This window comes from Nocardia tengchongensis (assembly GCF_054781395.1).
Map to the genome: position 1 here is coordinate 109769 of NZ_BAAGUM010000019.1, position 26672 is coordinate 136440.

At 66.7% G+C, this 26672-nt stretch carries 28 protein-coding genes; 15 read left to right on the top strand and 13 right to left on the bottom strand.

Annotation, left to right across the window (positions count from 1 at the left end; translation table 11 throughout):
- Positions 1 to 67: 67 nt before the first annotated feature.
- Positions 68 to 1498 carry an RNA polymerase sigma factor gene (locus tag ACYVKL_RS36115; protein WP_379172869.1) on the top strand — a complete coding sequence of 477 codons (1431 nt, stop codon included), beginning with the start codon at positions 68 to 70 and terminating at the stop codon, positions 1496 to 1498.
- A 243-nt stretch (positions 1499 to 1741) separates the two neighbouring features.
- Positions 1742 to 2182 (top strand): hypothetical protein, encoded by a 441-nt coding sequence (locus ACYVKL_RS36120; RefSeq protein ID WP_379172871.1) that lies wholly within the window; start codon positions 1742 to 1744, stop codon positions 2180 to 2182.
- A 141-nt stretch (positions 2183 to 2323) separates the two neighbouring features.
- On the opposite strand, the gene ACYVKL_RS36125 is transcribed toward ACYVKL_RS36120, so the two are convergent.
- Complete coding sequence (locus ACYVKL_RS36125) at positions 2324 to 2911, bottom strand: TetR/AcrR family transcriptional regulator (protein WP_379172872.1); 588 nt, start codon at positions 2909 to 2911, stop codon at positions 2324 to 2326.
- Here ACYVKL_RS36125 and ACYVKL_RS36130 point away from each other — a divergent pair.
- Both ACYVKL_RS36130 and ACYVKL_RS36135 read left to right on the top strand, forming a co-directional pair.
- Entirely contained in the window at positions 2889 to 3446 is a 558-nt protein-coding gene (locus tag ACYVKL_RS36130) for a nuclear transport factor 2 family protein (RefSeq protein WP_379172875.1), read from the top strand. The two genes, ACYVKL_RS36125 and ACYVKL_RS36130, sit on opposite strands and share 23 nt — an antisense overlap.
- Positions 3447 to 3519: 73 nt before the next feature.
- A complete protein-coding gene (locus tag ACYVKL_RS36135) occupies positions 3520 to 3954 on the top strand; it encodes a hypothetical protein (protein WP_379172877.1) in 435 nt (144 codons plus the stop codon).
- A 148-nt stretch (positions 3955 to 4102) separates the two neighbouring features.
- Here the strand turns inward: ACYVKL_RS36135 and ACYVKL_RS36140 are convergent, their stop codons facing one another.
- The 4 genes from ACYVKL_RS36140 to ACYVKL_RS36155 all read right to left on the bottom strand — a co-directional run bounded on the left by ACYVKL_RS36140 (position 4103) and on the right by ACYVKL_RS36155 (position 6859).
- Entirely contained in the window at positions 4103 to 4366 is a 264-nt protein-coding gene (locus tag ACYVKL_RS36140; protein WP_379172879.1) for a hypothetical protein, read from the bottom strand.
- A 178-nt stretch (positions 4367 to 4544) separates the two neighbouring features.
- Positions 4545 to 5195, bottom strand: a complete 651-nt coding sequence (locus ACYVKL_RS36145) for a hypothetical protein (protein ID WP_379172881.1) — start codon at positions 5193 to 5195, stop codon at positions 4545 to 4547.
- A 221-nt stretch (positions 5196 to 5416) separates the two neighbouring features.
- Positions 5417 to 5842 carry a hypothetical protein gene (locus tag ACYVKL_RS36150; RefSeq protein WP_379172883.1) on the bottom strand — a complete coding sequence of 142 codons (426 nt, stop codon included), beginning with the start codon at positions 5840 to 5842 and terminating at the stop codon, positions 5417 to 5419.
- Positions 5843 to 6454: 612 nt separating this feature from the next.
- Positions 6455 to 6859, bottom strand: a complete 405-nt coding sequence (locus ACYVKL_RS36155) for a hypothetical protein (RefSeq protein WP_379172885.1) — start codon at positions 6857 to 6859, stop codon at positions 6455 to 6457.
- Between the two features lie 152 nt (positions 6860 to 7011).
- Here ACYVKL_RS36155 and ACYVKL_RS36160 point away from each other — a divergent pair, with 152 nt between their 5' ends.
- The 3 genes from ACYVKL_RS36160 to ACYVKL_RS36170 all read left to right on the top strand — a co-directional run bounded on the left by ACYVKL_RS36160 (position 7012) and on the right by ACYVKL_RS36170 (position 8562).
- Positions 7012 to 7617: a hypothetical protein gene (locus ACYVKL_RS36160; RefSeq protein WP_379172887.1), complete on the top strand. Its 606-nt coding sequence runs from the start codon at positions 7012 to 7014 to the stop codon at positions 7615 to 7617.
- A 45-nt stretch (positions 7618 to 7662) separates the two neighbouring features.
- Entirely contained in the window at positions 7663 to 8082 is a 420-nt protein-coding gene (locus ACYVKL_RS36165) for a VOC family protein (protein WP_379172888.1), read from the top strand.
- Positions 8083 to 8169: 87 nt separating this feature from the next.
- A complete protein-coding gene (locus ACYVKL_RS36170; RefSeq protein ID WP_379172890.1) occupies positions 8170 to 8562 on the top strand; it encodes a hypothetical protein in 393 nt (130 codons plus the stop codon).
- 29 nt (positions 8563 to 8591) lie between these two features.
- Here the strand turns inward: ACYVKL_RS36170 and gnd are convergent, their stop codons facing one another.
- From gnd to tal, 4 genes are read right to left on the bottom strand one after another with little or no spacing between them, the layout of a single operon-like run.
- Complete coding sequence (gnd, locus tag ACYVKL_RS36175; protein ID WP_379172892.1) at positions 8592 to 9608, bottom strand: phosphogluconate dehydrogenase (NAD(+)-dependent, decarboxylating); 1017 nt, start codon at positions 9606 to 9608, stop codon at positions 8592 to 8594.
- A 39-nt stretch (positions 9609 to 9647) separates the two neighbouring features.
- Complete coding sequence (fgd, locus tag ACYVKL_RS36180) at positions 9648 to 10652, bottom strand: glucose-6-phosphate dehydrogenase (coenzyme-F420) (RefSeq protein ID WP_379172894.1); 1005 nt, start codon at positions 10650 to 10652, stop codon at positions 9648 to 9650.
- Positions 10649 to 12274, bottom strand: coding sequence for a glucose-6-phosphate isomerase (pgi, locus tag ACYVKL_RS36185; RefSeq protein WP_379172896.1), 1626 nt, complete (start codon positions 12272 to 12274; stop codon positions 10649 to 10651). The genes fgd and pgi overlap by 4 nt, the downstream gene beginning before the upstream one ends.
- Positions 12271 to 13389 carry a transaldolase gene (gene tal / locus ACYVKL_RS36190; protein ID WP_379172898.1) on the bottom strand — a complete coding sequence of 373 codons (1119 nt, stop codon included), beginning with the start codon at positions 13387 to 13389 and terminating at the stop codon, positions 12271 to 12273. Before tal ends, pgi begins: the two co-directional genes overlap by 4 nt.
- Positions 13390 to 13545: 156 nt before the next feature.
- Here tal and ACYVKL_RS36195 point away from each other — a divergent pair, with 156 nt between their 5' ends.
- The 3 genes from ACYVKL_RS36195 to ACYVKL_RS36205 all read left to right on the top strand — a co-directional run bounded on the left by ACYVKL_RS36195 (position 13546) and on the right by ACYVKL_RS36205 (position 17647).
- Entirely contained in the window at positions 13546 to 14406 is an 861-nt protein-coding gene (locus ACYVKL_RS36195; protein ID WP_379172899.1) for a DeoR/GlpR family DNA-binding transcription regulator, read from the top strand.
- A 630-nt stretch (positions 14407 to 15036) separates the two neighbouring features.
- Positions 15037 to 15981, top strand: a complete 945-nt coding sequence (locus ACYVKL_RS36200) for an MHYT domain-containing protein (RefSeq protein ID WP_379172901.1) — start codon at positions 15037 to 15039, stop codon at positions 15979 to 15981.
- Between the two features lie 76 nt (positions 15982 to 16057).
- Positions 16058 to 17647, top strand: coding sequence for a Na+/H+ antiporter (locus tag ACYVKL_RS36205; RefSeq protein ID WP_379172903.1), 1590 nt, complete (start codon positions 16058 to 16060; stop codon positions 17645 to 17647).
- Positions 17648 to 17747: 100 nt separating this feature from the next.
- Here ACYVKL_RS36205 and ACYVKL_RS36210 read toward each other — a convergent pair whose 3' ends face one another.
- Entirely contained in the window at positions 17748 to 18338 is a 591-nt protein-coding gene (locus ACYVKL_RS36210; protein WP_379172905.1) for a YdcF family protein, read from the bottom strand.
- A 110-nt stretch (positions 18339 to 18448) separates the two neighbouring features.
- On the opposite strand from ACYVKL_RS36210, the gene ACYVKL_RS36215 reads away from it, so the two are divergent.
- The gene (locus ACYVKL_RS36215; protein ID WP_379172907.1) at positions 18449 to 19348 is read left to right on the top strand and encodes a rhomboid-like protein; all 900 of its coding nucleotides are present in this window, start codon (positions 18449 to 18451) and stop codon (positions 19346 to 19348) included.
- Here the strand turns inward: ACYVKL_RS36215 and ACYVKL_RS36220 are convergent.
- The 3 genes from ACYVKL_RS36220 to ACYVKL_RS36230 form a co-directional block, all read right to left on the bottom strand.
- Positions 19253 to 20434, bottom strand: a complete 1182-nt coding sequence (locus tag ACYVKL_RS36220; RefSeq protein ID WP_357194935.1) for a cation:proton antiporter — start codon at positions 20432 to 20434, stop codon at positions 19253 to 19255. The genes ACYVKL_RS36215 and ACYVKL_RS36220 overlap by 96 nt on opposite strands.
- Positions 20435 to 20438: 4 nt before the next feature.
- Positions 20439 to 20921: a cation:proton antiporter regulatory subunit gene (locus ACYVKL_RS36225; RefSeq protein WP_213556594.1), complete on the bottom strand. Its 483-nt coding sequence runs from the start codon at positions 20919 to 20921 to the stop codon at positions 20439 to 20441.
- Positions 20922 to 21001: 80 nt separating this feature from the next.
- The gene (locus ACYVKL_RS36230; RefSeq protein WP_379173161.1) at positions 21002 to 21370 is read right to left on the bottom strand and encodes a DUF952 domain-containing protein; all 369 of its coding nucleotides are present in this window, start codon (positions 21368 to 21370) and stop codon (positions 21002 to 21004) included.
- 200 nt (positions 21371 to 21570) lie between these two features.
- Here ACYVKL_RS36230 and ACYVKL_RS36235 point away from each other — a divergent pair, with 200 nt between their 5' ends.
- The 4 genes from ACYVKL_RS36235 to ACYVKL_RS36250 all read left to right on the top strand — a co-directional run bounded on the left by ACYVKL_RS36235 (position 21571) and on the right by ACYVKL_RS36250 (position 26671).
- A complete protein-coding gene (locus tag ACYVKL_RS36235) occupies positions 21571 to 22068 on the top strand; it encodes a helix-turn-helix domain-containing protein (protein WP_379172911.1) in 498 nt (165 codons plus the stop codon).
- A gap of 153 nt (positions 22069 to 22221) precedes the next feature.
- A complete protein-coding gene (locus tag ACYVKL_RS36240) occupies positions 22222 to 24021 on the top strand; it encodes an acyl-CoA dehydrogenase (protein ID WP_379172913.1) in 1800 nt (599 codons plus the stop codon).
- A 475-nt stretch (positions 24022 to 24496) separates the two neighbouring features.
- Positions 24497 to 24691 (top strand): DUF7455 domain-containing protein, encoded by a 195-nt coding sequence (locus ACYVKL_RS36245; RefSeq protein WP_246597932.1) that lies wholly within the window; start codon positions 24497 to 24499, stop codon positions 24689 to 24691.
- Positions 24692 to 24937: 246 nt separating this feature from the next.
- Positions 24938 to 26671, top strand: coding sequence for a DEAD/DEAH box helicase (locus ACYVKL_RS36250; protein ID WP_379172915.1), 1734 nt, complete (start codon positions 24938 to 24940; stop codon positions 26669 to 26671).
- Position 26672: the final 1 nt, after the last annotated feature.

Genomic DNA, 26672 nt, shown 5'->3' on the forward strand with positions numbered 1-26672 from the left:
ACAGAACCGCTCCGCCGGATGATCACTCTGGCGTGACGCCGCACGAGACCGTCACGAAAGGGCGTACGTGGTAGCCACGAATACCCAGGACACCGCCGAATCGGCCGCAGCCGCCGACCCGGCAGACAGCACCGCAGCACCGGCGGTCAAGAAGGCAGCCGCCAAGAAGGCTCCGGCCAAGAAGGCCGCGGCGAAGAAGGTCGCGGCCAAGAAGACCCCGGCCAAGAAGGCGACCAAGGCCGCCGCCAAGAAGGCGGGGGCGAAGAAGGCTGCGCCGAAGAAGGCCGGCGAGCCCGGTGCCGAGGGTGCCGAGGGCGAAGAGATCCTCGACGACGAGTCGATCGAGCTCGACGACCTGGGTGACATCGAGATCGACGAGGAAGACCTCGAGGACGAGGAGATCGTCGACGAGGCCGACGACGAGGACGAGGTCGCCGCGCCCGCCGCCGCTGCCGAGACCGAGGAAGCCGAAGAGGCCGACGAGCCGTCGGCGAAGGACAAGGCGTCCGGTGACTTCGTCTGGGACGAAGAGGAATCCGAGGCGCTGCGTCAGGCCCGCAAGGACGCCGAGCTCACCGCTTCGGCCGACTCGGTCCGCGCCTACCTGAAGCAGATCGGTAAGGTCGCGCTGCTCAACGCCGAGGAGGAGGTCGAGCTCGCCAAGCGCATCGAGGCCGGTCTCTACGCCACGGAGAAGCTGCGCGAGTTCGCCGACAAGGGCGAGAAGCTGCCCGTGCAGTCCCGCCGCGACCTGCAGTGGATCATGCGCGACGGCAACCGCGCCAAGAACCACCTGCTGGAGGCCAACCTCCGCCTCGTGGTCTCGCTGGCCAAGCGCTACACCGGCCGCGGCATGGCGTTCCTGGACCTGATCCAGGAAGGCAACCTCGGTCTGATCCGCGCGGTCGAGAAGTTCGACTACACCAAGGGCTACAAGTTCTCGACCTACGCGACCTGGTGGATCCGTCAGGCCATCACCCGCGCCATGGCCGACCAGGCCCGCACCATCCGCATCCCCGTGCACATGGTCGAGGTCATCAACAAGCTCGGCCGCATCCAGCGCGAACTCCTCCAGGACCTGGGCCGCGAGCCCACCCCCGAAGAGCTCGCCAAGGAAATGGACATCACGCCGGAGAAGGTGCTGGAAATCCAGCAGTACGCGCGTGAGCCCATCTCCCTGGACCAGACCATCGGTGACGAAGGCGACTCCCAGCTCGGTGACTTCATCGAAGACTCCGAAGCTGTCGTCGCCGTCGACGCGGTGTCCTTCACCCTGTTGCAGGACCAGCTCCAGTCCGTCCTCGAAACGCTCTCCGAGCGTGAGGCCGGCGTGGTTCGTCTCCGCTTCGGCCTGACCGACGGTCAGCCCCGCACCCTGGACGAAATCGGCCAGGTCTACGGCGTCACCCGCGAACGCATCCGCCAGATCGAGTCCAAGACCATGTCGAAGCTGCGCCACCCCAGCCGCTCGCAGGTCTTGCGCGACTACCTGGACTAGCGATCACCCGAGATTGGGCCGCTGAGCTGCAGCTCAGCGGCCCAATCTCGTATCACGACCCAGTACAGCGCTACCAGTCCTGAAGAGCAGCAATAGAATTCAGCGTCCCGCACCTCGACGAAACCAGTGCGCTACCTACTCGCCAATCCCAATCCGTGTGACGCGGGGTTCGGTCGCAAGGCGCGTTCCGCGCGTAGTGTCGGGGCGGGTCGGGACCGAGCTTCGAGGGGAGAACGAATGAAAATGCGTGCCTTCGCTGGTATCGCCATGTCCGCAGCGGCGATTTCGCTGGTCGGGACGGGTACCGCGAGCGCGGATGCGGTGAATCCTGGCGACTACTCGATCGGGGACACCGTTTATTTCAACGCGGGGCCTGCACAGTGTTCGATCAAGGCGGATGGGAGTGCGGGGTGTGATATCGCGACCGGGATCGCGAAGTGGCTGAACATCATTCCGGTGACCGATCTCGCCATCGATGTGGCCTTCCTGCCCGCGCACCCGACCTTCGGGGTGTTCGGGCACTACGGGCGCGCCGACGCCAAAGCCCTTCCGCAAGGCGACGGGTACGGCTCGACCATCACCTACGCGGGCGCCACGTGCAGTGGCGGTGGGCGCGGCGCGATCCAATGCACTTCCAAGGGGCACAGTTTCAGCTTCGGATGGTCGGGCACCACAACCACCTAGAGGAATCGTCGCAGCGGACCTACTGCGCGACTACCTGGATTGGTTCGAACCCGAGATTGGGCCGTTGAGCTGATGCTCAGCGGCCCAATCTCGTATCCGGGGATGGGCGGCGATCAGGGGTGCGGGTTCAGGCGATCGCGATCATGTCGGATGCACCGCCGTACGCTGGGGTGCTGTGCTCCTGAGCTGTTCGACAACCGTGTCGATGACAGTGCCGATGTGGGAGTCGGCTCCTGTAGCGAGTTGCAGCAAGGTCGCGCCGTGAATACCGGCTACCAGTGAATGGGCGATCGCGTCGGCGTCGACATGTGCACCGACGAGCCCCTCCGCCTGCATCTGGTGGATCCCGGTCCGGATGCGGCTTTGGAGTCGTGCGGCAGTCTCCGCGATCAATGCGCGGGCCCCCGGCCCGGCACGATGCAGGTCGACGACCAAAGTGGTCATGGGACAGTCGTTTCCATGTATGTCGTACTCGCCGACCAACTGGTCACGCCATTGAGTCCACGCCGACCAGGACGACAGCTCCGGCATCCGCTCGTCCATGCGCGCGTGAACACGGTCGGCCTCGTATTGCGCTACAGCAAGCAACAATTCGTCCTTGCCGCCGGGAAAGTAGTGGAACACTTGCCCTTTGCTGGTTCCCGACGCAGCGACGACATCATCGAGAGTGGTCGCGGACAGGCCGTGGCGGCTGATGAGTTCTGCGGTGGCCTCGACTATCCGGTTCATCGCGGACTCGCCCTTGGCTGTGCGCGGTCTGACCATCTGGGCGGCTGCCTTCCCACAGAGATTGAACTTGCCAGTCTATTTCAGAAGTCCGAATCTGGAGTGCATGGCCTCAGCAGACCAAATCACCGCGGTGATGCACGAGTACCTCGACGCGATCAACAGCGGCGACAACCTCGCCGTCCTGCGGCTGTTCGCGGCGGACGCAACCGTCGAGGATCCAGTCGGAAGTGAAACCAAATCGGCTCACGAGTTCTTCGCCGCACCGTTCCCCAGCCGTCCTCGGCTCGAACTCGTTTCGCCGGTATCGGCCACTGACGACGGCAGCGCGGCGGCGATGGCGTTCACATTGCGGATGATGTTGCACGGTAGGCCGGCGACCATCGATGTCGTCGATGTCATGAGGTTCGACCGCGCCGGCAACATCATCCAGATGCGGGCACATTGGGGTTCGACCAACATCACCCTCTCCGACGCCGACAGCATCACAGAGACCGGGTCGACCGAACCGCACGAGGCCGCAAGAACAACGGTGTGACTCCGAATCAACGAGTGGCACTTGATGTCTGATACGACGGAGGGAAACGATAGTGGGACAGATTGAGGCAGCGGTGAGCTTCGAGCTCGGGATCGATACCCGGGTTACCTTGGTGGCGGCGGGATTGCTGTTCATTTTGGCGTTGCTGCTCGGAGTGTGGAAATATCAGCAGGTCAGCACATCTCCGGACGCCAGTGCACATGTGTATGTCGACATCGCGCATCGGGCCACCCTGCTGTACTCGTTCGCGACCTTGCTGCTCGCCGTGTTCACCGAGCTGAGTGCCTGGTCGACGGCAGTGAACCTGACTGCCGATGTGGTGGTCCTCTTCTTCTTCGTCGCCGCGATCGCGGCATACATCTATCACGGGTGGCGGCGCGATACCACGAATCAGTTTCATGGGCAGACGGACAAGCTCGGCACTCGAGTATCGATGGGGCTGCTGATCGTGGGTGAGGTCGGCGGTTTCCTGGTGCTGTTCAGCGGGTTTCTCGCCGGGCAGTTCTGACAGCGAGCCGAACGCCTGCCGAGCTTCCGTTTCACAAAGATATCGGCACTAGTTCCAACCCAAGAATGGGCCGCTGAGCTGTAACTCGGCGGCCCATTCTGGTGTCTGATCCCGGGCAACCTGCGAATGCCCGTTCTCACCGGGTCTGTCAGCAGAACGGAACGCCCACGGATCCATCCAGGCTGGTGTGGAACAGCACGCAGACCAGATGGTTCAACGTCTGATAGGCAGACCCGCTGCGCGGCCCGAGAACCCCCGACGCCGAATCAGCCGACCCCATAGGAATCCCCGAGTCAAAGGGCTGCACCCCACCGACCGGCGTCGCCTGCGCAGGCCCAGCCAGCACCGCCACCGGCGAACACAACACTGCCGCCACAGCAAAAGCCCCGACAATCTTCTTCGAATTCATCATGACCCCACACTTTCTCGAATCTGGCGCGAGCCAGTATTCAACCCCCGATCCACCAACAACAGCCCCAACACTCAATGCCCCGATCTCCGGGGGCTAGTCGAGGTAGCAGATGGCACCGTCCGCGGTCATCTGCGTGAGTGTGCGTTCAACAGCGATTGTGGTCGCAGCCGACCGGAAGTCATTGGCGCAGTATCGGACGCCCGTCGAGCGCGGCTGCCCAGAGCTTCTCCGCGACATCCTCATTGTCGCCCAGGAATTCGGGGAACAGGATGTCAGCCGCATCATCCGCGTCGGCGTCTTCGAGGTAGCGGCCCTCGGATACGCGCAGCCGGCGGGCCTTCAGATCCCCGGCAAACATGACCTCGCCCCTGTCCCAGGTCTCGAGCCACGCGCTCGCAGATGCGGCACCGTGTACGACGAGCATTCCCATGTCGGAAAGTTCTGTCATGAGGAGGCCCCCGATGGTGAGTGAGCCGCCGATGAACAGATTGCTGTCCATGAGGGACATCAGGTGCTCAGCGGTGACCGAACCGGTGACATAGAGCGGCGTGTAGACGTCTGCGTTCACGAAGCGCATCGGCCCGTTGACCGTCAGGTCGCCATCGATGACGTAAACGGTGTCCGGCGCCAGACCAGGGTCGTTCCCGATCACCAAAGGCCCGTCGATGGTGACATCACCCTCATGAACGAAGAAGCACTCCGGTTCGTCCCCGAAGAGTTCTTCCAGATCCTCTACGCGGGTGTCGCTGGCTTCGCCGATGTCGTAGCGGTCTGCCGCCTCGGCCAGCGGGACTGATTCCCAACCCGTGCTCCACTCTTCGAAGGACACCTGACTCCTCGCGTTCTATCTGATCCCGGTTGCTGTGCAGCACAGCAAAACTCACCCAACGAGTCTTGCATACGCCGACGCTCGATCGCCCGGCTTCGACATGCCAGCCGAACCCGCATCCGGCACCGAGGCGTACGCGAGCACTGGACAGCAGCAACAGAATTCAGCATCGCCGTGGTTCGACCGCGTTGGTACGTTCGATCTGGTCGACGAGTATCGGCTCACGATCCCCAGAAGATTCTCCAGGTGCCGTCCTCCTGCTGGTCGATCCCTTCGAAGAAGACATGATGCACGTCGATGCCGCCGAACCACTGCGACTGGGGGCGAGTACGCCGTTCTGTTTCGGCGACAGCGGCCACAAGGTCACGGACGGTGAACCATTTGTCATTCGGAGCTCGGTGGGCGACGGGTTCACCCTCCCCCTGCAGGTTCAGCACGGTCGATTCCAGAACCACACGGTCGAGTTCGTCGGTGGCCAGGTCACGAAAACTGTTGTCCTGGAATACCTGCGGTGTGAACGAGAGGGCTTTGATCTCCGCAGTCGCTTTGGCCCGCTTATTCGAGAGGTTCGCCGCGATGTCTACTGTCGGCTCGGACAGCTCGATCGACAGTGCTCCGGACAACCCGTTGAAGAACTCCAATGACATGCGGGCATAGTCGCATGGCACACCGACATATCGGTTCGGGTTAATGCCTCATCGCCGTAAGGGTCTGGGGTCGGTGGTGTCGGCAGTGGACAATGCTTCGGCGATCGGGATCCCCCGACGTTCGGACAGCAGTAGCCGCTCGCGAACCTCGCGCGGAGTACGCGGGCGGTAGCCGGGACCGGTGCCACAGCAACTGCCGTAGAAGGTCAGGCCGGAGTCGAGGACAGCGGCGAGTGCTCGCCACCCGGCCGTGTCGGTCCTTCTGGGAACCTCGAGGTGCGGCCCGGCGTCAATGAGCTCCCCGGCACATCGCACGCACCAGCCCGAACCGACACCGATCAAGCCCTTATAGGAAACTCGACAGTGCAGGCAGACGCGATGTGTCCGGCTCGGGTAGATGCACATGTCGGCAGCGTACGCAGCCGGGTCCGGCCTGGTCGAGCCATTTCCTCTCGCGCGCAACCGAGTCCGTCGCAGCCCGGTTGTATCCGAATGCGGAGATACGACTCGGCCACGGACCCAACGCTGCCCATCATTCGCGAGTTGCGACTTCGCGCCGAGCGGAACGAATCTCCGGCCCAAATCGCAACCAGGTAAACCCTGGCGAACCGCTCATCCCTTTGGCGGAGCGTCCTTGTCATCGATGATGGGGAAGAGATGGTCGAAGCCGATGGCGAAGGAGTTGTCGGTGGGGTCGACCATGAGGTTGAAGGTGTGGCCGGCTTTCATGCCGGAGTGGTTCTCCAGGCTGCATTCCGCGGTGAAGGTGTCGAACATCGGGCCTGTGATGCGGATCGTGAGGTCGGCCATGTCCGGGTTCTCACCGCCGGGGCGAATCTGATTGACGGAGAGAACTTCTCCGGTGCCGGGGACGCCGACAGCCTGGAATCGTCGTTCTGCCCTACGCCATTCGTACGCGCTGGCGACCAGGACGAGTCCGATGGGGAATGTGAAGACGCCGACGCACAGACCGTCGAACCAACTGTCGCCGGTCAGACCGAGGAGTGGACCGATCAACGTCAGGCACGCTCCGGTGGCGTAGGCGAATACACCGGCATATGGACCGATGAGTCCGACCTGCCTCGGTCCTTCATTCTCGCTGCGAACCATTTCAGTAGCAGCGTAGCCCGCGGGGCGTATGTGTCGTAGGGGCACGCTTGGATGGTGTGGTGGACGAAATGATGCGTGGGCTGCCCGAGATTCAGGTGCTTCGTGACCGCTGCCGGGCGATGGCGATGCTGGACGCGATCCTCAGCCCGGACTGGGAGTCGAGGTACTACTCCTTCGACTCCAAATGGGGTGAGGGCGAAGAGGTTGCGTCGATGCGGACCGGCTCTGGTGATGACTGGTTCATTGTCTTCAGCGGTGCAGGCGTCTATGGGCGCGGGTTCGATCACGAAGTCCCGAATGCGCCGCAGGTGCTGCACGCCGTTCCGGCAGTCTTCGAAACGCATGTCGGGGAGCCTGCTTTCGCCGACCACGACGGGTCACCACGCGCGACCTTGTGCTTCTGGCGTGAAGCCACCGATACCGAGTGGGGTGTGGCGGTAGCCGATCACGGCGGGCATGGCCTATTCGAGCTACTGATCGAAGGGACTCCACAGGCATATCAGCGATGGGCTGAGGACTACTACGAAACCGCCGTCGGCCTGGCTGAGGTGGAGCATGTGTATGCACTGCGACCTTTGACCCCGGCCGTCCTAGCCCGGCTCAATCCCGAGCTCGAGCCGGCCGATCTCGAAGGCGATATCGACGAAATCGGCTACCCGCGCTGAGCGGGATAGCCACCGCTGTCGGGAGACACGGTTAGGGTGCCGGACATGGGATACGAGTTTCAGGTCGTCGTGGACTGTTCCGACCCGCATACCCAAGCCGACTGGTGGGCGGAAGCGCTCGGGTGGGAGGTCGAGCCGCAGGATGAAGGGTTCATTCGGAGCATGGTCGAGCAGGGGCATGCGACTGAGGGTGACACCACCACTCATCGGGGGAAGCTCGTGTGGAAGGTCGGGGGTGCGATCCGGCACTCTGATCGGCCACGCGTCTTGTTTCAACTTGTGCCCGAGGCGAAGACGGTGAAGAACCGGCTGCACCTTGATATTCGGGTCGGCGACGAGAATCGGGCGGCGGAGGTCGAGCGGCTGATCGGGATGGGCGCGAAGGTGCTGCACGAGGGGCGGCAAGGGCCGTTCACTTGGGTGACAATGGCCGATCCCGAGGGCAACGAATTCTGCGTGGCCTGAGGCGCCGCCGCATTACCATCGGGGTCGATTCTTCCCGTGGCAGTGCATGTTTCAGGAGGTTGAGCCATGTTCGGAACGAGGTGTGCGGTGTTCGCAGCAGCGGCGGCCGCGACGATGACGCTGGGAACAGGCCCGGCGAATGCCGCCCCCGAGGATGAGTTCATCACCCTGAATTCCGCGGTGACGTCATCGCCGGACGGCTTGCAGGCCACCGGAACCTATCTGTGCGACGGGGGAATCGGATACCTCGACGTGTCCGCGCAGATGGCGACCAGCGGCAGCGGCACGATCCAGTTGACCAGCTCCCCGCCGGGACTGACCCTGCAGTGCACGGGCCGCGTGGAGACCTGGTCCGTCACATTGAAGCCATCCAACGGTCTGCCGGTGCTCGTGCCGTACACCGAAGGCACCGGCACTGCGCAGCTGAACAGGAAGTATTGGAAGACCAATTCAGGCCAGGTGCTCCTTCATCTCGGATGACCGCGCCGGCGGCCGTGTCCGCGCGGTGACTACGTCATCGTTTTGACGGGTTCGGTGTGGCCGCCGAAGGCTTTTCGCATGGCGGACAACGACTTGTTGGCGTAGGCGGCGCCGTCGCGCGATGCGAAGCGGGAGTAGAGGGCGGTGGTGAGGACGGGGGCGGGGACGGCCAAGTCGATCGCGGCTCGAGCGGTCCAGCGGCCTTCGCCGGAATCGGGGACGTGGCCGGAGAATTCGGTGAGGTCGGGGTCGGTGTGGACGGCGGTGGCGGTGAGGTCGAGGAGCCAGGAGGTGACGACGCTGCCTCGGCGCCAGAGTTCGAGGATGGCGGGGACGTCGAAGTCGTAGGTGTAGTGGGCGGCTTCGGAGGGTGCGGGCAGTTCGGGATTGGTTGGGGTGACGCCGATTCCGGCGGCGCGGAGGATGGACATGCCTTCGGCGAGGGCTGCCATTTGGCCGTATTCGATGCCGTTGTGGATCATCTTCGCGAAGTGGCCTGCGCCGGCGGGGCCGCAGTGGAGGTAGCCGTGTTCGGCGGGAGCCGGGGTGCCGTCGCGGCCGGGGGTGCGGGGAGCCGCGTCGATGCCGGGGGCCAGCGCCCGGAAAATGGGGTCGAGGCGTTCGACCGGTTCGGTGGGGCCACCGATCATGAGGCAGAAGCCGCGGTCGAGGCCGGAGGTGCCGCCGCTGGTACCCACGTCGAGGTAGTGGATGCCGTGCTCGGACAAGGCGTGGGAGCGGGTGACGGCGTCGCGGTAGAAGGAGTTGCCGCCGTCGATGACCACATCACCGGCGGTGAGCAGCGGGGTCAGTTCGTCGACTACCGTGCCGGTCAGGTCGGCGGGGACCATGATCCAGACCGTGCACGGTTTCGGCAGGGCCGCAACCAGTTCCGGGAGAGAGGCGGCGGCGAGGATGCCGTCGGCGGTCAGGGTGGCGACCGCAGCGGGGTTAGGGTCGTAGACCGTGCAGGTATGGCCTGCGCGGACCAGTCGGCGGGCCAAGCCGGAGCCCATTCGGCCCGCGCCGACCATTCCGATGTGCATGGGAGATCCTTCGAATTGGAGTCTGGGATCGGTTGTGGCTCAGCCGAGTTCGCGCAGGCGCGGGAGGAGGTCGGTGGCGAACTGGGTGAGGAAGCGTTCCTGATCGTGGCCGGGGCCGTGGAAGACCAGATGGGTGAGGCCCGCGTCGAGGTAGGGCTTGATGCCGGCGATGGCCTCGTCGGGGTCGGAAGCGACGATCCATCGTTTGGCCACCTGCTCGATGGGGAGCTGGTCGGCGAGGGCTTCCATTTCGACCGCGGAGTCGACGCTGTGCTTCTGCTCGGGGGTCAGCGACAGTGGCGCCCAGAAACGCGTATTGGCCAGGGCCAGTTCGGGATCGCGGTCGTAGGAGAGTTTGATCTCGATCATCTTGTCGATGGACGACGGGTCGCGCTGGGCGGCGGCCGCGCCTTCGGCGACGGCGGGCATGAGTTTGTCGATGTAGAGGTCCATGCCCTTGCCGGAGGTGCAGATGAAGCCGTCACCGGCGCGGCCCGCGTACTTGGCGACGACCGGGCCGCCCGCGGCGATGTAGACGGGGACGGGCTGCTCGGGGCGGTCGTAGATGTTGGCTTTGACGGTCGTGAAGTACTCCCCCTCGAACGACACGTCGGATTCGGTCCACAGCTTGCGCATGAGCGTCACGGCTTCACGCAGGCGAGCGAATCGCTCCTTGAATTCCGGCCATTCGCGCCCGGAGACGGCGATCTCGTTGAGGGCCTCGCCGGTACCGACGCCCAGCATCACCCGACCTTCGGACAGCAAGGACATGGTGGCGAAAGCCTGGGCGATGACGGCGGGGTTGTAGCGGAAGGTCGGGGTGAGGACGCTGGTACCGATCTGGACGCGACTGGTGCGTTCGGTGACCGCCGACATCCAGGACAGGGCGAAGGGCGCGTGGCCGCCGTTGTGCCGCCAAGGCAGGAAGTGGTCGGAGACGACGACGCTGTCCAGACCCACTTCTTCTGCGCGGACCGCGTATTCGACAAGGTCACGGGGGCCGAACTGTTCGGCGGAGGCCTTGTAGCCGATCTTCAGGGTCATCGCTGTGCTGCTTTCGGGGTGTGACCGGACGGCTTGCGGAGCCGCCGGTAGCGATCGATGAGGGAATTGGTCGAACTGTCGTGCGCGAGTTCACGATCCAGGTCGATGTCGTCGAATATGCGGGTGGCGAGGATCTTTCCGAGCTCGACACCCCACTGGTCGAACGAGTTGATGTTCCAGATCCAGCCCTGCGTGAACACCTTGTGCTCGTACAGGGCGACGAGCGCGCCCAGGCTGTACGGGGTCAACTCGTCGAGCAGCAGGGTGTTGCTCGGCCGGTTACCCGGGAACGCACGGTGCTCGCCCCCGGCGTCTGGTTCGCCTCCCCTGCCGAACGCCAGCGCCTGAGATTGCGCGAACAGGTTCGCCATCAGCAGATCGTGGTGCCCGGGCAGATCGTGGGCGGGCACCAGGACACCGATGAAATCACAAGGGACCATGACGGTTCCCTGGTGCAGGAGTTGGAAGAACGCGTGCTGACCGTTGGTGCCGGGCTCGCCCCACACGATCGGCGCGGTGGCGACGGTGACCGGATTGCCTTCGCGGTCGGCAGATTTGCCGTTCGACTCCATGTCGAGCTGTTGCAGGTAGGCGGGCAGCCGGGCGAGCCGCTGATCGTAGGGCAGGACGGCGTGAGTCTGGGCGTCCCAGAAGTTGCGGTACCAGATACCGAGCAGCCCGAGCAGGATCGGCAGATTGCGATGCGGTGGCGCGGTGCGGAAGTGGACGTCCATCGAGTGGGCGCCGGCGAGGAACGCGCGGAACTGTTCGGGGCCGATCGCGGTCATCAGGGACAGGCCGATCGCCGAGCTCAGCGAGTAGCGGCCGCCGACCCAATCCCAGAACTCGAACATGTTGGCCGGGTCGATGCCGAAGGCTTCGACCTCGGCCGCGTTGACCGACACCGCGACGAAATGCCGTGCGACAGCGGCCGGGTCGTCGATCGACGACAGCAGCCAGTCGCGGGCGGCGCGGGCGTTGGCGAGGGTTTCGACGGTGGTGAACGTCTTCGACGAAATCACGAACAGCGTGGTCGCGGGGTCGAGATCCTGCAACGCCCGCCGGAGGTCGTGGCCGTCCACGTTGGAAACGAAACGCACTTCCATTGTGCCCGTGCCGTATTCGCGCAACGCCTGGCAGGCCATCGCCGGGCCGAGATCCGATCCGCCGATCCCGATATTGACCACCGCCCAGATCGGCTCCCCCGTCGCGCCGAGCCAACGACCCGATCGAACCTCCCGCGCGAAGGCCTCCATCCGCCCGAGCGTGCGCTGCACGGCAGGCACGACATCGACCCCGTCCACCTCGATCACCGCATCGGCGGGCGCACGCAACGCCGTGTGCAGCACGGCGCGGTTCTCGGTGACATTGATCGGCGCACCGGCGAACATCGCCTCGATCCCGGCGGCCAGGCCGCGTTCGCGAGCGAGTTCGACCAGCAGATCGATGGTTTCGCCGGTGACCAGATTCTTCGAATAGTCGAGGACCAGTCCCTCGTGTTCGACGGTCATCTCGGTGCCGCGGTCCGGCGCGCGGTCGAACAGATCCGAGATCCGCTCCCCCGCAAGACTTTCCCGATGGGCTTGCAGCCGCGTCCAGGCGAGTGAGGACTCGTCGGTCATGACCGCGCCACGAAACCGCGTGCGGTCAGAGCCGATTCGACGCCCGCGATCAGCTCCCGCCAGGCCTGCTGGAATTTGGCGATGCCCTCACGCTCGAGCTTGCCGGAGATGTCGTTCATGTCGATGCCGAGCGCGTCGAGCTCACCGAAAACCCGGTGCGCGTCATCGTATTGACCGGTGACCCGGTCGCCGACGACCTTGCCGTGATCGATGACCGCCCGCAACGTCCCCTCCGGAACGGTGTTCACGGTGCCGGGCGCGACCAGGTCCACCACATATCGGGTGTCGTCGTAGGCGGGATCCTTCACCCCGGTCGACGCCCACAACGGCCGCTGCGGCCGGGCGCCCGCCTCGGCCAATGCCGCCCACCGCTCGGCGCGCAGCGTCTGCTCGTAGGCCTCATGGGCCAGTACGGCGTTCGCGATGGCGGCCCCGCCGCGCACCGCCCGCGCCGCGTCACTGCCCAGGGCGTCGAGCCGGACATCCACTTCGCTGTCCACCCGCGAGATGAAAAACGATGCCACAGAGGCGATTCGAGCGATGTCGTGCCCGTTTCGCCGGGCCAGTTCCAGCCCGGCCTGGAACGCGTCGAGCACGTCGCGGTAGCGCCCCAGCGAGAAGATGAGCGTCACGTTCACGCTGATGCCGCGTCCGAGGATGGCGGTGATCGCGGGCAGTCCGGCCGGTGTGGCCGGGACCTTGATCATCAGGTTGGGCCGGTCGACCAGCCACGACAGCAGTATCGCTTCGCTGACCGTGCGCTCGGTGTCGTGCGCCCAGGCCGGGTCGACCTCGAGGGATACGTATCCGTCGACGCCGCCGGTGGCGGTGTGCACCGGTCGCAGCACGTCGCAGGCGGCCCGGACGTCCCAGCTGGTGAGGATGCGCGCCGCGTCGGCGGTCCCCATCCCGAGCTGCGCGAATTCACGCAGCTGCGCGCCGTACTGCTCGGACTCGCGCAGCGCGGCTTCGAAGATCGCGGGATTTGTGGTCACGCCGACGATGCCGCGATCGATCCAGCCGGCCAGTTCGCCGGACTCGATTCGGTCCCGGCTCAGGTCGTCCAGCCAGATGGAGACGCCCTCGTCGGCGAGGAGCTGCAACGGATCACTCATAACGAATACCTCTGCGATGCACAGTGCGGTTGCTCGTTTCCGAGCACATGTTGCACGAAATCATGCAACCGGCGTGGATTACTGTCAATGTTTCGCGCACCGTGCCGTACCATCCGAGACGGCGACGATGGCTCGACAACCCACACAGGAGGTCCGTTGCTCTCCAGCACCCGCCGGCGTCAGATCCTCGACAGGCTGACCACCGACGGCTACGTCGAGGCGAAGGAATTCGCCCGCGAGCTCGGAGTGGACACCTCGACCATCCGCCGCGACCTGGAGGCGCTCGAACGCGACGGCCAGATCCAGCGCACCCACGGCGGCGCGCGGCCGATCCCCGGGGTCACCTCGGATCTGCCGTATTCGGCGAAGAGAAACACACGGCTGCAAGAGAAGTCGGCCATCGCCCGGGTGGCCGCGACCCTGGTCGCCGACGGCGACACCGTGATCCTCGACAGCGGCTCGACCACCTACGAGGTCGCGGTCGCGTTGAGCCGCCGCGAGCATCTGACCGTCATCACCAACGACCTGCGCATCGCCGAGTACATCGCCGGGCTGCAGCGCTTCCGGCTGCTCGTCGCGGGCGGCGAACTACTCGGGTCCGTATACACCCTCGCCGGAGACCGCACCGTGGAGTTCCTCCGCGATTACGCGGCGGACTGGGCGTTCCTGGGCGCGGACGCGGTGGACCTCGCCGCCGGGATCACCAACACAAACACCCTCGAGGTCCCGGTCAAACGGGCGATGATCGCGACGGCCCGCGCCACCGCCGTCGTCGTCGACAGCTCGAAATTCGGCCACCGCGCCCTCGCCCGGGTCGCCGGACTCGACGAGATCCACACCGTCATCACCGATCACGGACTCGACGAGGACGCCGCGAAACCCTTCGGCGACCACCTGATTCGCGCCGATGCCGCCAAGCCGCCGCAGAGCAAGCCGCGGCCGACGATCGCGGCGGCCTCCTCCTTGGCGGCCTCACGCGGCAAGCCCGCGCAGGATTCGGCCGAGCCAAAGCAGTAGTCCCGCACGCGATGATCAGGGCCGCGGTGTCGGACGTCAACGCGCTCACGCGGTAGGCGGAGCGGCTGCGCGGCCGGGCGCGGGGTGAACAGCCGCGCTGGGTGGGAGCAATCGTGCGGTATCCGCGTTCGCGGGAGGTGCAGGGTCAGTCGCGACCGTTCGGCGGCGGTCTGAGGGAAACCGTGCAGCAACACGATGGGGGTGACCATCGAGTGGACCCTCGTCGACGACGTCAAATGTGGGCCGCCGTCGGTGAAGGTCGCCAGTCGAGCACTCAGATGTCCACCGCGGCTCGTGAATGAAGGGCTAACGAAACCTCACGCTAGGCGAACCGGTCTGTCTCGCAACCGAAAGCTGTTCGCCCACAAGACTGCCGAGTGATAACTGCGCCACAGATTTCAGCCAGTCGTCATGCGTATGACACATGAATTGCTTATATTTCACATGCCGAACCCCCACGGGGACATGACATTTCGACAACCAGCGGGTTGCTAATCACTCGGAAACTTCCCAGCCGGAATTAATTAAGATGAAACATTCCCTTTCAATTTCCCAATCCGAATCTTGCCCGGTAGTGTGCCCCCGTCGCGTCTGCGATTGCGAAACCCCTGTTCTGGCAATGGAGTTCGAGTGCTGGAAATTCACCACTTCAGCTACGGATGGATCACCCCCGTCCTGGCTTACGTCATGTCCGTGACCGGATCCCTGCTCGGTCTGCGGTGTACGGCGCGCGCCCGGTCTGGGGATGGTCGCAGCGGCTGGCTCATCTCGGCGGCGATCGCCATCGGCGGCACGGGCATCTGGGTCATGCACTTCATCGCGATGCTCGGATTCACCATCCGCGGCGCCGTGATCCGCTACGACGTACCGCTCACCCTGTTCAGCGCCGTGATCTCGATCCTGGTGGTGTGGGCCGGGCTGTTCGTGGTGGCCCGCGAGCCGTTCGGCCGCATGTCGCTGTTCGCGGGCGGCGCGGTCACCGGTCTCGGCGTGGGCGCCATGCACTATTCGGGCATGTACGCCATGAGGTCGGACGCCATGATCGGCTACGACGTCGGCATCGTGACGCTGTCGATGGTGATCGCGGTGGTCGCGGCCACCGTCGCACTGTGGTTCACGCTGGTCATCAAAGGCATCTGGGCGACCATCGGCGCGGCCCTGATCATGGGTGTGGCGGTGTGCGGCATGCACTACACCGGCATGGCGTCGATGAGCGCGCATCACATGGACCACGCGGAGACCCCGCACGGCGCGGGCGCGATGGAGTTGCTCGCCCCGCTCATGATCAGCGTCTCGATGGTGACCCTGGTGCTGCTGATCCACGTCGGCCTCACCGAGGTGGACGAGCGGTCCATGGTGCCCGCGCCCAGCCGGCCCGCACCGGAGACCCGGCCCGGCTGGTCGCTGCAGGCGATGCCGGGTGCGACCGAACGCGGCTCGGGCCAGGACGAACTCGGACCGAAGGACTATCGGACCGCGGGGCTGTACGCGCCGGCCGCCGACTATCAGGCGCCGGGCCGCCACGAGCTGGCGAACTCGGCCGACTGGCACTCCGACCGCTACCGCGCAGGCTGAGAATCACCCGCCCGGTTCGCTGAGAATCGGTGTCCGGTGTTCGACTTTCCGGCACATCCACAGCAAACTGAGGGCCGTGGAGCACCACCAGCTGGAATTGATCTTCGCGGTCCTGTTCGCGACCATCCTGGCGCAGCCGCTCGGACGACGGCTGGGTCAGGCCCCGGCGGTCCTGATGACCGCCTTCGGCGTGGTGCTCGCGCTCATCCCGCAGGTCCCCAGCATCCAGATCGACCCGAAACTGATTCTGCCGCTGGTCCTTCCGCCGCTGCTGTACGCGGCCGCGCGACGCACCTCCTGGCGGCAGTTCGCGGAGAACTGGGCCGCGATCAGCCTGCGCGCGGTGGTGCTGGTCGTCGTCACCACCGTGGCCGTCGCCTGGGCCTTCCATCTCTGGTATCCGGGGATCCCGCTCGGGGCGGCGGTCGCTCTGGGTGCACTGGTGGCGCCGCCGGATCCGGTGGCGGTGTCGGCGCTGGCGGGCAAACTGGGCCTGCCGCGACGACTGGTGGCGGTGCTCGAGGGCGAGGGCCTGTTCAACGACGTGACCGCCATCGTGCTGTACACGGTCGCGGTGCAGGCGGTGGTGTCGGGAACCTTCTCCGCCTGGGGCGCGGTCGTCGACTTCGGGGTGTCGGCGCTGGTCGGGAGTGCGGTCGGGCTACTGTTCGGCTGGGCCGGAAGCAAACTCATGCACCGCCTCGACGAAGCCCCGTGGCGGGTGGCGCTGGGCCTGCTGCTGCCGTTCGCGGCCTACGGGTTCTCCGAGTCGCGGGGCGGGTCCGCGGTGCTGGCGGTGCTGGTGTGCTCGCTGTATCTGACCGACGCCGCAACCGATTTCGGTGACAGCGACTACCGGCTGGTCGGCGACTCCTTCTGGCAGATCACCGAAATGCTGGTCACCGGTTTCGCCTTCGGGCTGATCGGGCTGGAACTGAGCACGGTACTGCGCGACGCCGGACCCGACTGGCCGCGCTTCCTGGGCAGCGCCGCGGTCGTCATCGCCGTCGTGGTCGGGCTGCGGCTGATCTGGCTGCTGACCACCACCGCGATCTTCCAGTCCTGGTGGCGCACCCGCGACCGCGACGAACCCTATACCTGGCGCGAGACCGTGGTGACCTGGTGGGCGGGCATGCGCGGAGTGGCCACCGTCGCGCTTGCCCTGGCCATCCCGTTGAGCACCGACGCCGGCCGGCCCTTCCCGGGTCGCACCGAGATCCTGTTCACCGCGTTCGCGGTGGTGCTGTTCACCCTGCTGCTGCAAGGCCCGACACTGCCCGCGGTGGTGCGCGCCACGGGCGTGCGCGCCGACCTCGGCGCCGAACGCGTCATCGAACGCGAACTGTGGACCCGGGTACTGCAGGCCGAACTCGCACGGCTCGAGGAGATCTCGCGCACCGAGCACCTGCCCGAGGAGGTCTACGACCGGCTGCGCTCCACCTTCGAACGCCGCCTCGCGCACGCCGACCCCGAAGCCGCCGACGAGAACGCCCGCATGGCCACCGACCGCGCCCTGGCCTTCACCGCGAAGATGCGCGCCATCTCCAACGACGTGCTGGAGGCGGGCCGCGCCGAAGCCCTCGCCGCCCGCCGCGAACCCGGCGTGCCGCCGGATGTCGTGGACCGGGTGATGCGCCGCCTGGATCTGCGCGGCGCAGCCAATTGAGCTACGGCCGAACAGATTCGAGCATCCACGACACCTTCGACACGCGGCCACGAACTAGGCCACGGAACTGATCTGCCCGGTTCGAGAACCAGCAGCGGAGTTACCCACGCCTGCCGGGGGTAGCGAGCACGGCCACGAACTCTCGCAGGAACGACTTTCGGGTCAGCAGACGGGTAGTCCGTGCCCCGGCGACCTCCGCCCGTAACCCCAGTCCCCGGGCGAGCCGCCGGGTGCGCAGTACGTGAAAGTCACTGGTGACCACCGTGATTCGCACCGACCGCGGATCGACACCACGGCGGAGCAATTCCTCGACCGTGTACCGCAGGTTCTCCTCGGTATTGCGTGAGCGACTCTCGGCGACGATGCCCTCGGCCGGAATCCCTTGCGCCACCAGGTAATCAGCCATGGCGGCGGCCTCGGGCACCGGGTCGTGACCGCCCTGCCCGCCGGATACCACCAGCAGCGGCGAGCGGCCCGGCTCCGCACGCACCACGTCGAGCGCCCGGTTCAACCGCCGGGCCAGCATCGGCGAGACCCGGTCCCCGCGCAGCCGGCAGCCGAGCACGACCACCACGTCTGCGCCCGATCGCGGTGACCGCCGCGCTCGGCCGAGCGTGTACGCGGTGAAACCGGCGAACGGCACCAGCACCGCCGCCCCGGCCAGCATCATGACGACCCGCCAGAGTCTCACCGCCACCTCCCAGACACAGTTCGGGCAACCATCGCTACCGCCTCGACGGTAGTCATCGCGTCTCCGCGTGATGTACGGGCGCGCCCGTGACCTCGGGTTAGCATGGCGCAATGGCATTGGGCACCTATCAGCCGCCCTGGCTGCGCACCGTCGATCTCGGTGAACAGCTCCGGCTGCTCGGCGACTGGGTGCGGCAGCCGCATCGGTTGCGGCGCGGCTTCCAGGCCTATCGGGATCTGCTGGCCGTCACCCCGGCCTGTATCGCCTACGCGTTCACCCTGTTCATCACCTGGTGGACGTTGCGCGGGGCCAGCGACATCGTGGGCCGGCGGCTGATCTTCTCGGCGTCGACGAATCTGCGCAATATGCAGAAGGATCCGATCCAGGTGCTGGTGGCCTCGGCGTTCTGGACCGACGGCGGGTTCCCGTGGGGCGAGATCCTGATCCTGGTCACGCTGATGGCGCTGGCCGAACGCTGGCTGGGGTCGCTGCGCTGGATCGTGGTGGTGGCCTTCGGCCATGTGGGGGCCACGCTGATCACGGTGCTGGGTATCGCGCACAAGCTGGACAAGCAGCTGATCCCGACGCGGGTGGCGTTCGCCTCCGATGTCGGCCCCAGCTACGGCATCTCGGCCATGCTGGCGGTGCTGACGTTCCGGCTGCGGGGACCGGCCCGCTGGGTGTGGGCGGTGGCGGTGCTGATCTGGTACGGCTACGGGGTCTGGCACGGGCGCACGTTCACCGACTACGGCCATTTCTTCGCGCTGCTCATCGGTTTCACGGTGGGCGCGATCGCGGTGGCGCTCTCGCACCGCCTGATCGCGGCGCGCGAGCGCAGGGCGGCCGCGAATCCGAAACCGGCGGTGGCCGATTCGAGCGCGACCGACGCCGACGCGCCCGGCACCAGCGCCGATTCAGGTGGGGACGGCGTCGGTGCGGCCCCGCTGGACGAGCCGGATGGCGGGCTCGACGACACGGGCCGCGATCGGACCCAGCACGGCCATCATTAGCACGTAGGCCGAGGCCAGCGCCGCCAGCTTCGGATTCACCCCGCCCACCGAAACCGCCAGCCCGGCAATGACGATGGAGAACTCGCCGCGCGCCACCAATGCCGCGCCCGCGCGGGCGCGACCCATCCTCCGGATGCCCTGGCGCGAGGCCGCCCACCAGCCGGTGCCGATCTTCGTCAGCGCGGTCACCACCGCCAGCAGCACCGCCCAGCCCAGCACCGGCGGGATCGCGGTGGGATCGGTATTGAGCCCGAAGGCGACGAAGAAGATGGCCGCGAACAGGTCGCGCAAGGGTTCGAGGAGTTTGGCCGCCTCCTGCGCGGTGGAACCGGAGATGGCGATGCCGAGCAGGAACGCGCCGACCGCCGCCGACACCTTCAGCGCCGAGGCCGCGCCCGCCACCAGCAGCGCCGCGCCGAGCAGCTTGAGCAGGAACACTTCCCGATCGTTGCTGTCCACGATGGCCGACACGTAGCGGCCGTAGCGCAACGCCACGATGAGCACCACGGTGATCGCCACCAGGGCGATGGCCAGCGATCGCAGCCCGCTGGCGAAGCTGAGCCCGGCCAGCATCATGGTGAGGATCGGCAGGTACACCGCCATCGCGAGATCTTCGAACACCAGGATGGACAGCACCACCGGCGTCTCGCGGTTACCGAGCCGTCCCAGGTCGTTGAGCACCTTGGCGACGATGCCGGACGAGGAGATATAGGTGACGCCGCCCATGGTGACCGCGCCGACCGCACCCCATCCCAGCACCAGCGCCACCACCACGCCCGGCGTGGCATTGGCGACGATGTCGAGCAGACCGGCCAGCCAGGATCGGCGCAGCCCGGTCACCAGTTCGGCGGCGGTGTACTCCAGGCCGAGCAGCAGGAGCAGCAGCACCACGCCGATCTCCCCGGCCATGTGCCCGAATTCGGTGGCGGCCTTCATCGTCACGATGCCGCCCTCACCGAAGGCCAGGCCGCCCAGCAGATAGAGGGGAATCGGCGACATGCCGAAGCGGGCGGCCAGCCGCCCGAGCATGCCGAGCGCGAACAAGATCGCGCCGAGTTCGAACAGGGCTAGGCCGGTCGAATCCACCGGTTCAGCCGTCGACCAGGATGCGGGCGGCCGCGTCGAGCCCGTGCGGTGTCCCGACCACGACGAGGATGTCCCCGGAGTCGAGCACCTGATCCGGTCCCGGTGAGGGTTGTACCTGTCCGGCCCGCATGATCGCGACGATGGACGCCTTGGTGCGGGTCCGCATGCCGGTCTCGCCCAACATCCGTCCCCGATACGGCGAGCTCCCACTGATGCTGAGCTGTCGGGTGGTGATCCCGGGTAAGTCGGAGTGTTCTTCCCTGAGCTGCTGCACCAGCTGCGGCGCACCGAGCAGATTGGCCAGCACCGCGGCCTCGTCCGGGTTCAGCGGCACCTGCGCGATGCAGGTGTCCGGGTCGTCGCGCTGGGAGACGATCAGGTCGATGCCGCCGTCCCGGTGCGCGACGACTCCGATCCGCCGCCCCGATCTCACCGCGAAGTCCTTGCGGACACCGATACCGGGCAGGGCTGTCACATCGACGTTCACGCCGTCCAGCCTAGGACAATCCGCGCGTATCGCGGGGAGCTACGTCCGGGAGCACGACCGGTTCGCCTCCCGCGCGGCGATCAACTCGCGTCGAGCGGGGCGAAGCTGCCGTCGGGACCGGGCACGAAATCGGTCACCGCGGTGACGGCCGCGAGCGGGAGCGGGCCGTAGAGATGCGGGAAGCGCATCGACTCCGGATCGGTGGGGACACCCGGCTCCCATTTCACCGGCGCGCCGAGCGCGGCGGGATCCAGGTGCAGCAGCACCAGATCGGTGCGGCCCGCGAAGAGCCGGTTGGCGGGCAGATGCGCCTGATACGGGGCGGACAGGTGGATGAATCCGGCCTCGGCCAGCGACGGGGCGCGGTATTCGCCTGCGGCGCGGGCGCTCTCCCATTCGTCGCGGGAGCAGATGTGCAGCAGCGTCGACGGCGTCGTGTCCGGTTCGATTCCCACCCGATCCAATCTAGGTGACAACGGCCGCGATCCGGGCGCGCGCCTCAGCAGGGCTGCGGCCGGGCCACGTGAATGGAGATGTCGTTGATGCTCACCCGGGCCGGCCCCAAGCACGCGATGGCACGGTTCGCGGTGACGGTGTCGCGAGTCCAGACGCTCACGCACGGTCCGGTGAAGCGCACCCCCTCTACGAGATGTTCGGTGCGGTCTTCGGCGTCGAGGAGGTCGGCTTCTCAAAACCGCAGTCCCGCATGGCCTTCCAGGCAAGCACCCTGGAAACTCTGCTCCCCCAGGCGAATCTGTCCACCGCCCGCTTCTACGAGCAGCAGTGCGCCGACCTGATGGAATCGCGGCGCAGCCGCAGCGGCCTCAGCGGCCGGGTCCGGCAGCTGCTCATCCGCCACGGCGGCTCCGCCGACCAGACCCGTATCGCCGCCGACCTCGACGTCAGCGTCCGCACCCTGCGCCGCCGCCTCGCCGAGGAAGGCACCACCTTCCGCGAACTGAGCCTGGAGACGGTCGGCATGCCGGCCGAGGAACTGCTCATCGCCAGCCTCACCGTCGAGCAGGCCGCCGACCGGCTGGGCTACGCCAGCGTCTCCGCCTTCGCCTCGGCCTTCCGCACCTGGAAGGGCCAGTCCCCCGGCCACTTCGGCCGCTCCCACCGAGGCCGCCACACGGTGCGTTCGTGACGGTCGCCGCCCGCGGTGAACGTTACCGCGGCGGGTTACCGAACCCGATCACTCCCCGGTAGGTTTGCGCACGTCCATGCTGGTCAGCGGGGCGGGTAGGTCATCTGGTAGACCGGCAGGTACGACTCCACGTACCCGACCGTCCGAGGAACCATGAACCCCTCCACCATCATGTCCGCGCGTGACCTCGAGTTCCTGCTCTACGACTGGCTCGACGTGGAGTCGCTGACGGGGCGCGAACGCTTCGCCGACCACTCCCGCGACACCTTCGACCAGGTGCTGCGGCTGTGCCAGGACCTGGCCACCACCTACTTCGCGCCGCACAATCGCGACAGCGATCTGCACGAGCCCACCTTCGACGGCGAGCGGGTGCACATCATCCCCGCGGTCGGCAAGGCGCTGCGGGCCTTCGCCGACGCCGGAATGATCGGCGCGGCAATGGATTACGAGGTCGGCGGCATGCAGCTGCCGCACTCGGTCTACACCGCGTGCATGTCGTGGTTCCACGCCGCCAACGTCGGCACCGCCGCCTACGCGCTGCTCACCACCGGCAATGCGAATCTGCTTGCCGCGCACGGCAGCCCGGAACAGATCGACGCCTACGTGCGCCCCATGCTGGAGGGCCGCAGCTTCGGGACCATGGCGCTGTCGGAGCCGCAGGCCGGGTCCAGCCTGGCCGACATCACCACCCGGGCGGTGCCCGCCGCCGACGGCTCGTACCGCGTTTTCGGGCACAAGATGTGGATCTCCGGCGGCGACCACGAGCTGTCGGAGAACATCGTCCATCTGGTGCTGGCCCGCATCCCGGGCGCGCCGGAGGGCACCCGCGGCATCTCGCTGTTCGTGGTCCCCAAGTTCCTGCCCGACGCCGACGGCCAGGCGACCGTCCACAACGATGTCGCGCTCTCGGGCATCAACCACAAGATGGGCTGGCGCGGCACGGTCAACACCGCGCCCGTGTTCGGCGACGGCAACTTCACGCCCGGCGGGGAGCCGGGCGCGGTCGGGTATCTGGTGGGCGCGGCGAATCAGGGTCTGGCCCAGATGTTCACGATGATGAACGAGGCCCGCATCGGCGTCGGGCTGGCGTCCACGGCGCTCGGGTACACCGGCTACCTCAAGTCCCTCGACTACGCCCGCAGCCGACCGCAGGGCCGCCCGCTCAGCGCCCGCGGCGGCGCGCAGGTCCCGATCATCGCCCATCCCGACGTGCGCCGCATGCTGCTGGCCCAGAAGGCCTATGCCGAAGGCGCGCTGGCGCTGCAGCTGTACTGCGGGAAGCTGGTCGACGAGCACCGCACCGCGGCAACCGAATCCGGGCGGGACCGGGCGGGCACCCTGCTGCGCATCCTCACCCCGATCGCGAAGTCCTGGCCCAGCCAGTGGTGCCTGACCGCCAACGACCTGGCCATCCAGATTCACGGTGGCGCGGGATACACCCGCGACTACGACGTCGAGCAGCACTACCGCGACAATCGCCTCAACCCCATTCACGAAGGCACCCACGGCATTCAGAGCATGGATCTGCTCGGCCGGCAGGTCACCCTGGATCAGGGCGCGGCACTGGCGGCCCTGCTGGAGACGATGGCTGCCACCGTCGCCACCGCCCGCGGCACCGGCGACGACGAGCTGGCCGGGTTCGCGGCCGCCCTGGAAGCCGCTTCCGGCCGCCTGGCCGCCACCACGGCGGGTCTGTGGGCCACCGGCAACCCCGAAGCGGCGCTGACCAATTCGGCGGTCTATCTGGAGGCGTTCGGCCACGTGGCGCTGGCCTGGATCTGGCTCGAGCAGGCGGTGGCCGCGCACGCCCTGCCGGAGACGACCTTCCGGGAGGGCAAGAAACTGGCCGCCCGATACTTCTTCCGGTGGGAACTCCCCCGCACCGCACCGCAATTCGACCTGCTCGACTCCGACGATCGCACCACGGTGGAACTCGACGAATCCTGGTTCTGAACACGCGCGGCGACACGGCGTTTCGCGCTGGGCGAACGATGCAGGAAGGGCATACCCCCTGATGGTATCGACGTCGCAGGTGAACCCGAGGTCGCGCCGGTCGCGGCCAGGTCTCCGATCCACCCGCCTTGATTACGGTTTGCTGGCGCCGAGGGCACGGAGGCCAATCGGAGTGTGAGTGTCGGTGCGCCCGGGTAGTCTCCGGATAGACAACTCGATCAGCGTGTTCGAACGGGAGGTATCCGCGTCTCCGCGGGCAGTCACCAGGACCTGTTCGCTTTCAGCGAAATCCCAGGTCGTGTTACTGAAAACACACGGGAAACTGCACGGGAACAAAGTCCTCTCGCCGAACGTCTGACAGAGTAGTCAACAAGCCACTGCTGGGAAGTAGCGGTAGCGAGGTTCGCGGAATGGACCGCGAACCCCCACACCAGGCGAACGGTGCGTGAACACCCAGAGCCAGGACGGAGGAGTCATGCCAGGAACCCTGACAAGCACCCCACTGACCGCGGTCGATCGTTGCGACCGCTGCGGGGCGGCTGCGCGCGTGCGCGCGACCCTGCCCGCAGGTGGAGAGTTGCTCTTCTGCCAGCATCACGCCAATGAGCACATGGACCGTCTCCGTGAGCTCGAAGCCGTGATCGACTCGGAGTCGGCACCGGCGCTGTAACAGCTCCTCCAACTCTCGACAATTCCATCTTCCCAACAGAAAACCGCGCAGCGGGCGACCTACGGGTCGCCCGCTGCTTTCATGTATGACGGCTATCACTCGTGGTAGTGGTCACAAATGTGGCCCAAGACACGCGAATCCCGGTGCGCGCAACGCGAGAAGCGTCATGTGCGCACAGCCGGGCCGGGCAGGTAGAACGGATTGGTGCCGCAGACCTCGCAAGCCACCTACCTGCAGGATCGTCATATGGTCGCGCTCTGGACCTGGAACGGCCACACCGCCGGACGCGCACCGCGAGACCTCGGCGAAGTACAGACCCTCGCCCTGGCCATCCCCGACCGGGACGGCATCGCCGTCACCGACGTGGAATGCGCTCTGGTGGAACCGGAACGGTTATTCGCTCTTGCTATCGCCGATCCCGGAGAATCGATACACCGGTTACGTGAGGCCCTCGACGGCGACATCGAGACGCGACTGCTGCCCACGGCCGCGCACGCCGTCCCGAACGCCACCGGCACGGCCGTCATGTCCGCCGGCCGGACCCTGCGCGCGTTGCGGGACACCCTGACGCTGGAGGCCGAACTGCGGTCAGGCCTGAAGGCCGAGCTGCGGCCCTATCAGGCGCGCGGCATCACCTGGCTGCGCGAGACCACCGCCGCGCACGGCGGCGCGGTTCTGGCCGACGAGATGGGTCTGGGCAAGACCGTGCAGGCCATCGGATACCTGCTCAGGAAGGCCGGGGACGGGCCGCAACTCGTAGTGTGTCCCACATCACTCGTCGGCAACTGGGTGCATGAAATCGAGCGATTCGCGCCCGGACTGCACGCCGTGGCGTGGCGCGGCGGCGACGCACCGGAGGCCGCAGCGGGCACCGTCGTGGTGACCGGATATCCGACCGTGCGCGGACACGGGCCCGCGTTGACCGGGCAGCAGTGGGCGAGCGTCGTTTTCGACGAGGCGCAGGTGCTCAAGAATCCACGCACCCAGGTGGCCAAGGCGGCGCGGGCGATTCCCGCCGACGCGCGCATCGCGCTGACCGGTACGCCGGTGGAGAACCACCTCGACGAACTGTGGGCGCTGCTGAACCTGGTCACGCCGGCGGAGTTCACGCACAAGGCGCAGTTCCGGCGGCGCTTCGTACGGCCGATCAGCGAAGGCTCGGCGAGCGCGGTGCTGCGACTACGCGACGCGCTCGAACCGATCGTGCTGGGCCGCCGCAAGATCCAGGTCGCCGCGTCACTGCCGCCCAAGATCCACACCGATCTGGTGTGCGACCTGACCGCGGAACAGGAACAGCTCTACGACCAACTGCTCGACCGAGCCGAGGCCACGGGCTTCGGCAGCGGGTCGCAACGGCACACCCGGGTGCTGGCCGTGCTGACCGAACTCAAGCAGGTCTGCAACCACCCGGGGCTGATCACCGGGGAGCTGAACGAATTGGCCGGGCGCTCCGGCAAGTTCGACGTCTGCTCCGACATCCTGGCCGGCAACCTCGACAACGACTCCCCCACACTGGTGTTCACCCAGTACCGCAAGACCGGCGACCTGCTGGTGCGGCACTGCGCCGAGGAGTTCGGGGTGCGGGCGCCGTTCTTCCACGGCGGACTGAACGCCGAGCAGCGCGCCGAGATCGTCACCGGCTTCCAATCACCGGACGGCCCACCGATCTTGGTGCTGAGCCTGCGGGCGGCGGGCACCGGCCTCACCCTGACCCGGGCCGCCGACGTGATCCATTTCGACCGCTGGTGGAATCCGGCCGTGGAGGCGCAGGCCTCCGACCGCGCCCACCGTATCGGCCAGACCCGCACCGTCACCGTCACCACCCTGACCTCAGGCACCACCATCGAGGAACACATCGCGGGCATGCACGACCGCAAATCCGCGCTCACCGACCTCACCGACGCGGCGGGGGTCGCCGAACTGGCCCGCCTCGACGACGAACGACTGCTGGAACTGCTGCGCCGGAAGCGGGGGAACTGAC

What these genes read in the sequence shown, in the direction of transcription:
- ACYVKL_RS36140 (WP_379172879.1), bottom strand. Translation starts at nt 4,366, where the DNA reads ATGATGAATTCGAAGAAGATTGTCGGGGCTTTTGCTGTGGCGGCAGTG.
- gnd (WP_379172892.1), bottom strand. Translation starts at nt 9,608, where the DNA reads ATGCACATCGGAATGGTCGGCGCGGGCCGAATGGGCTCCGGCTTGGCC.
- ACYVKL_RS36165 (WP_379172888.1), top strand. Translation starts at nt 7,663, where the DNA reads ATGGGATACGAGTTTCAGGTCGTCGTGGACTGTTCCGACCCGCATACC.
- ACYVKL_RS36120 (WP_379172871.1), top strand. Translation starts at nt 1,742, where the DNA reads ATGCGTGCCTTCGCTGGTATCGCCATGTCCGCAGCGGCGATTTCGCTG.
- tal (WP_379172898.1), bottom strand. Translation starts at nt 13,389, where the DNA reads ATGAGTGATCCGTTGCAGCTCCTCGCCGACGAGGGCGTCTCCATCTGG.
- ACYVKL_RS36125 (WP_379172872.1), bottom strand. Translation starts at nt 2,911, where the DNA reads ATGAACCGGATAGTCGAGGCCACCGCAGAACTCATCAGCCGCCACGGC.
- ACYVKL_RS36240 (WP_379172913.1), top strand. Translation starts at nt 22,222, where the DNA reads ATGAACCCCTCCACCATCATGTCCGCGCGTGACCTCGAGTTCCTGCTC.
- ACYVKL_RS36235 (WP_379172911.1), top strand. Translation starts at nt 21,571, where the DNA reads ATGTTCGGTGCGGTCTTCGGCGTCGAGGAGGTCGGCTTCTCAAAACCG.
- ACYVKL_RS36245 (WP_246597932.1), top strand. Translation starts at nt 24,497, where the DNA reads ATGCCAGGAACCCTGACAAGCACCCCACTGACCGCGGTCGATCGTTGC.
- ACYVKL_RS36215 (WP_379172907.1), top strand. Translation starts at nt 18,449, where the DNA reads ATGGCATTGGGCACCTATCAGCCGCCCTGGCTGCGCACCGTCGATCTC.
- ACYVKL_RS36150 (WP_379172883.1), bottom strand. Translation starts at nt 5,842, where the DNA reads ATGTCATTGGAGTTCTTCAACGGGTTGTCCGGAGCACTGTCGATCGAG.
- ACYVKL_RS36250 (WP_379172915.1), top strand. Translation starts at nt 24,938, where the DNA reads ATGGTCGCGCTCTGGACCTGGAACGGCCACACCGCCGGACGCGCACCG.
- pgi (WP_379172896.1), bottom strand. Translation starts at nt 12,274, where the DNA reads ATGACCGACGAGTCCTCACTCGCCTGGACGCGGCTGCAAGCCCATCGG.
- fgd (WP_379172894.1), bottom strand. Translation starts at nt 10,652, where the DNA reads ATGACCCTGAAGATCGGCTACAAGGCCTCCGCCGAACAGTTCGGCCCC.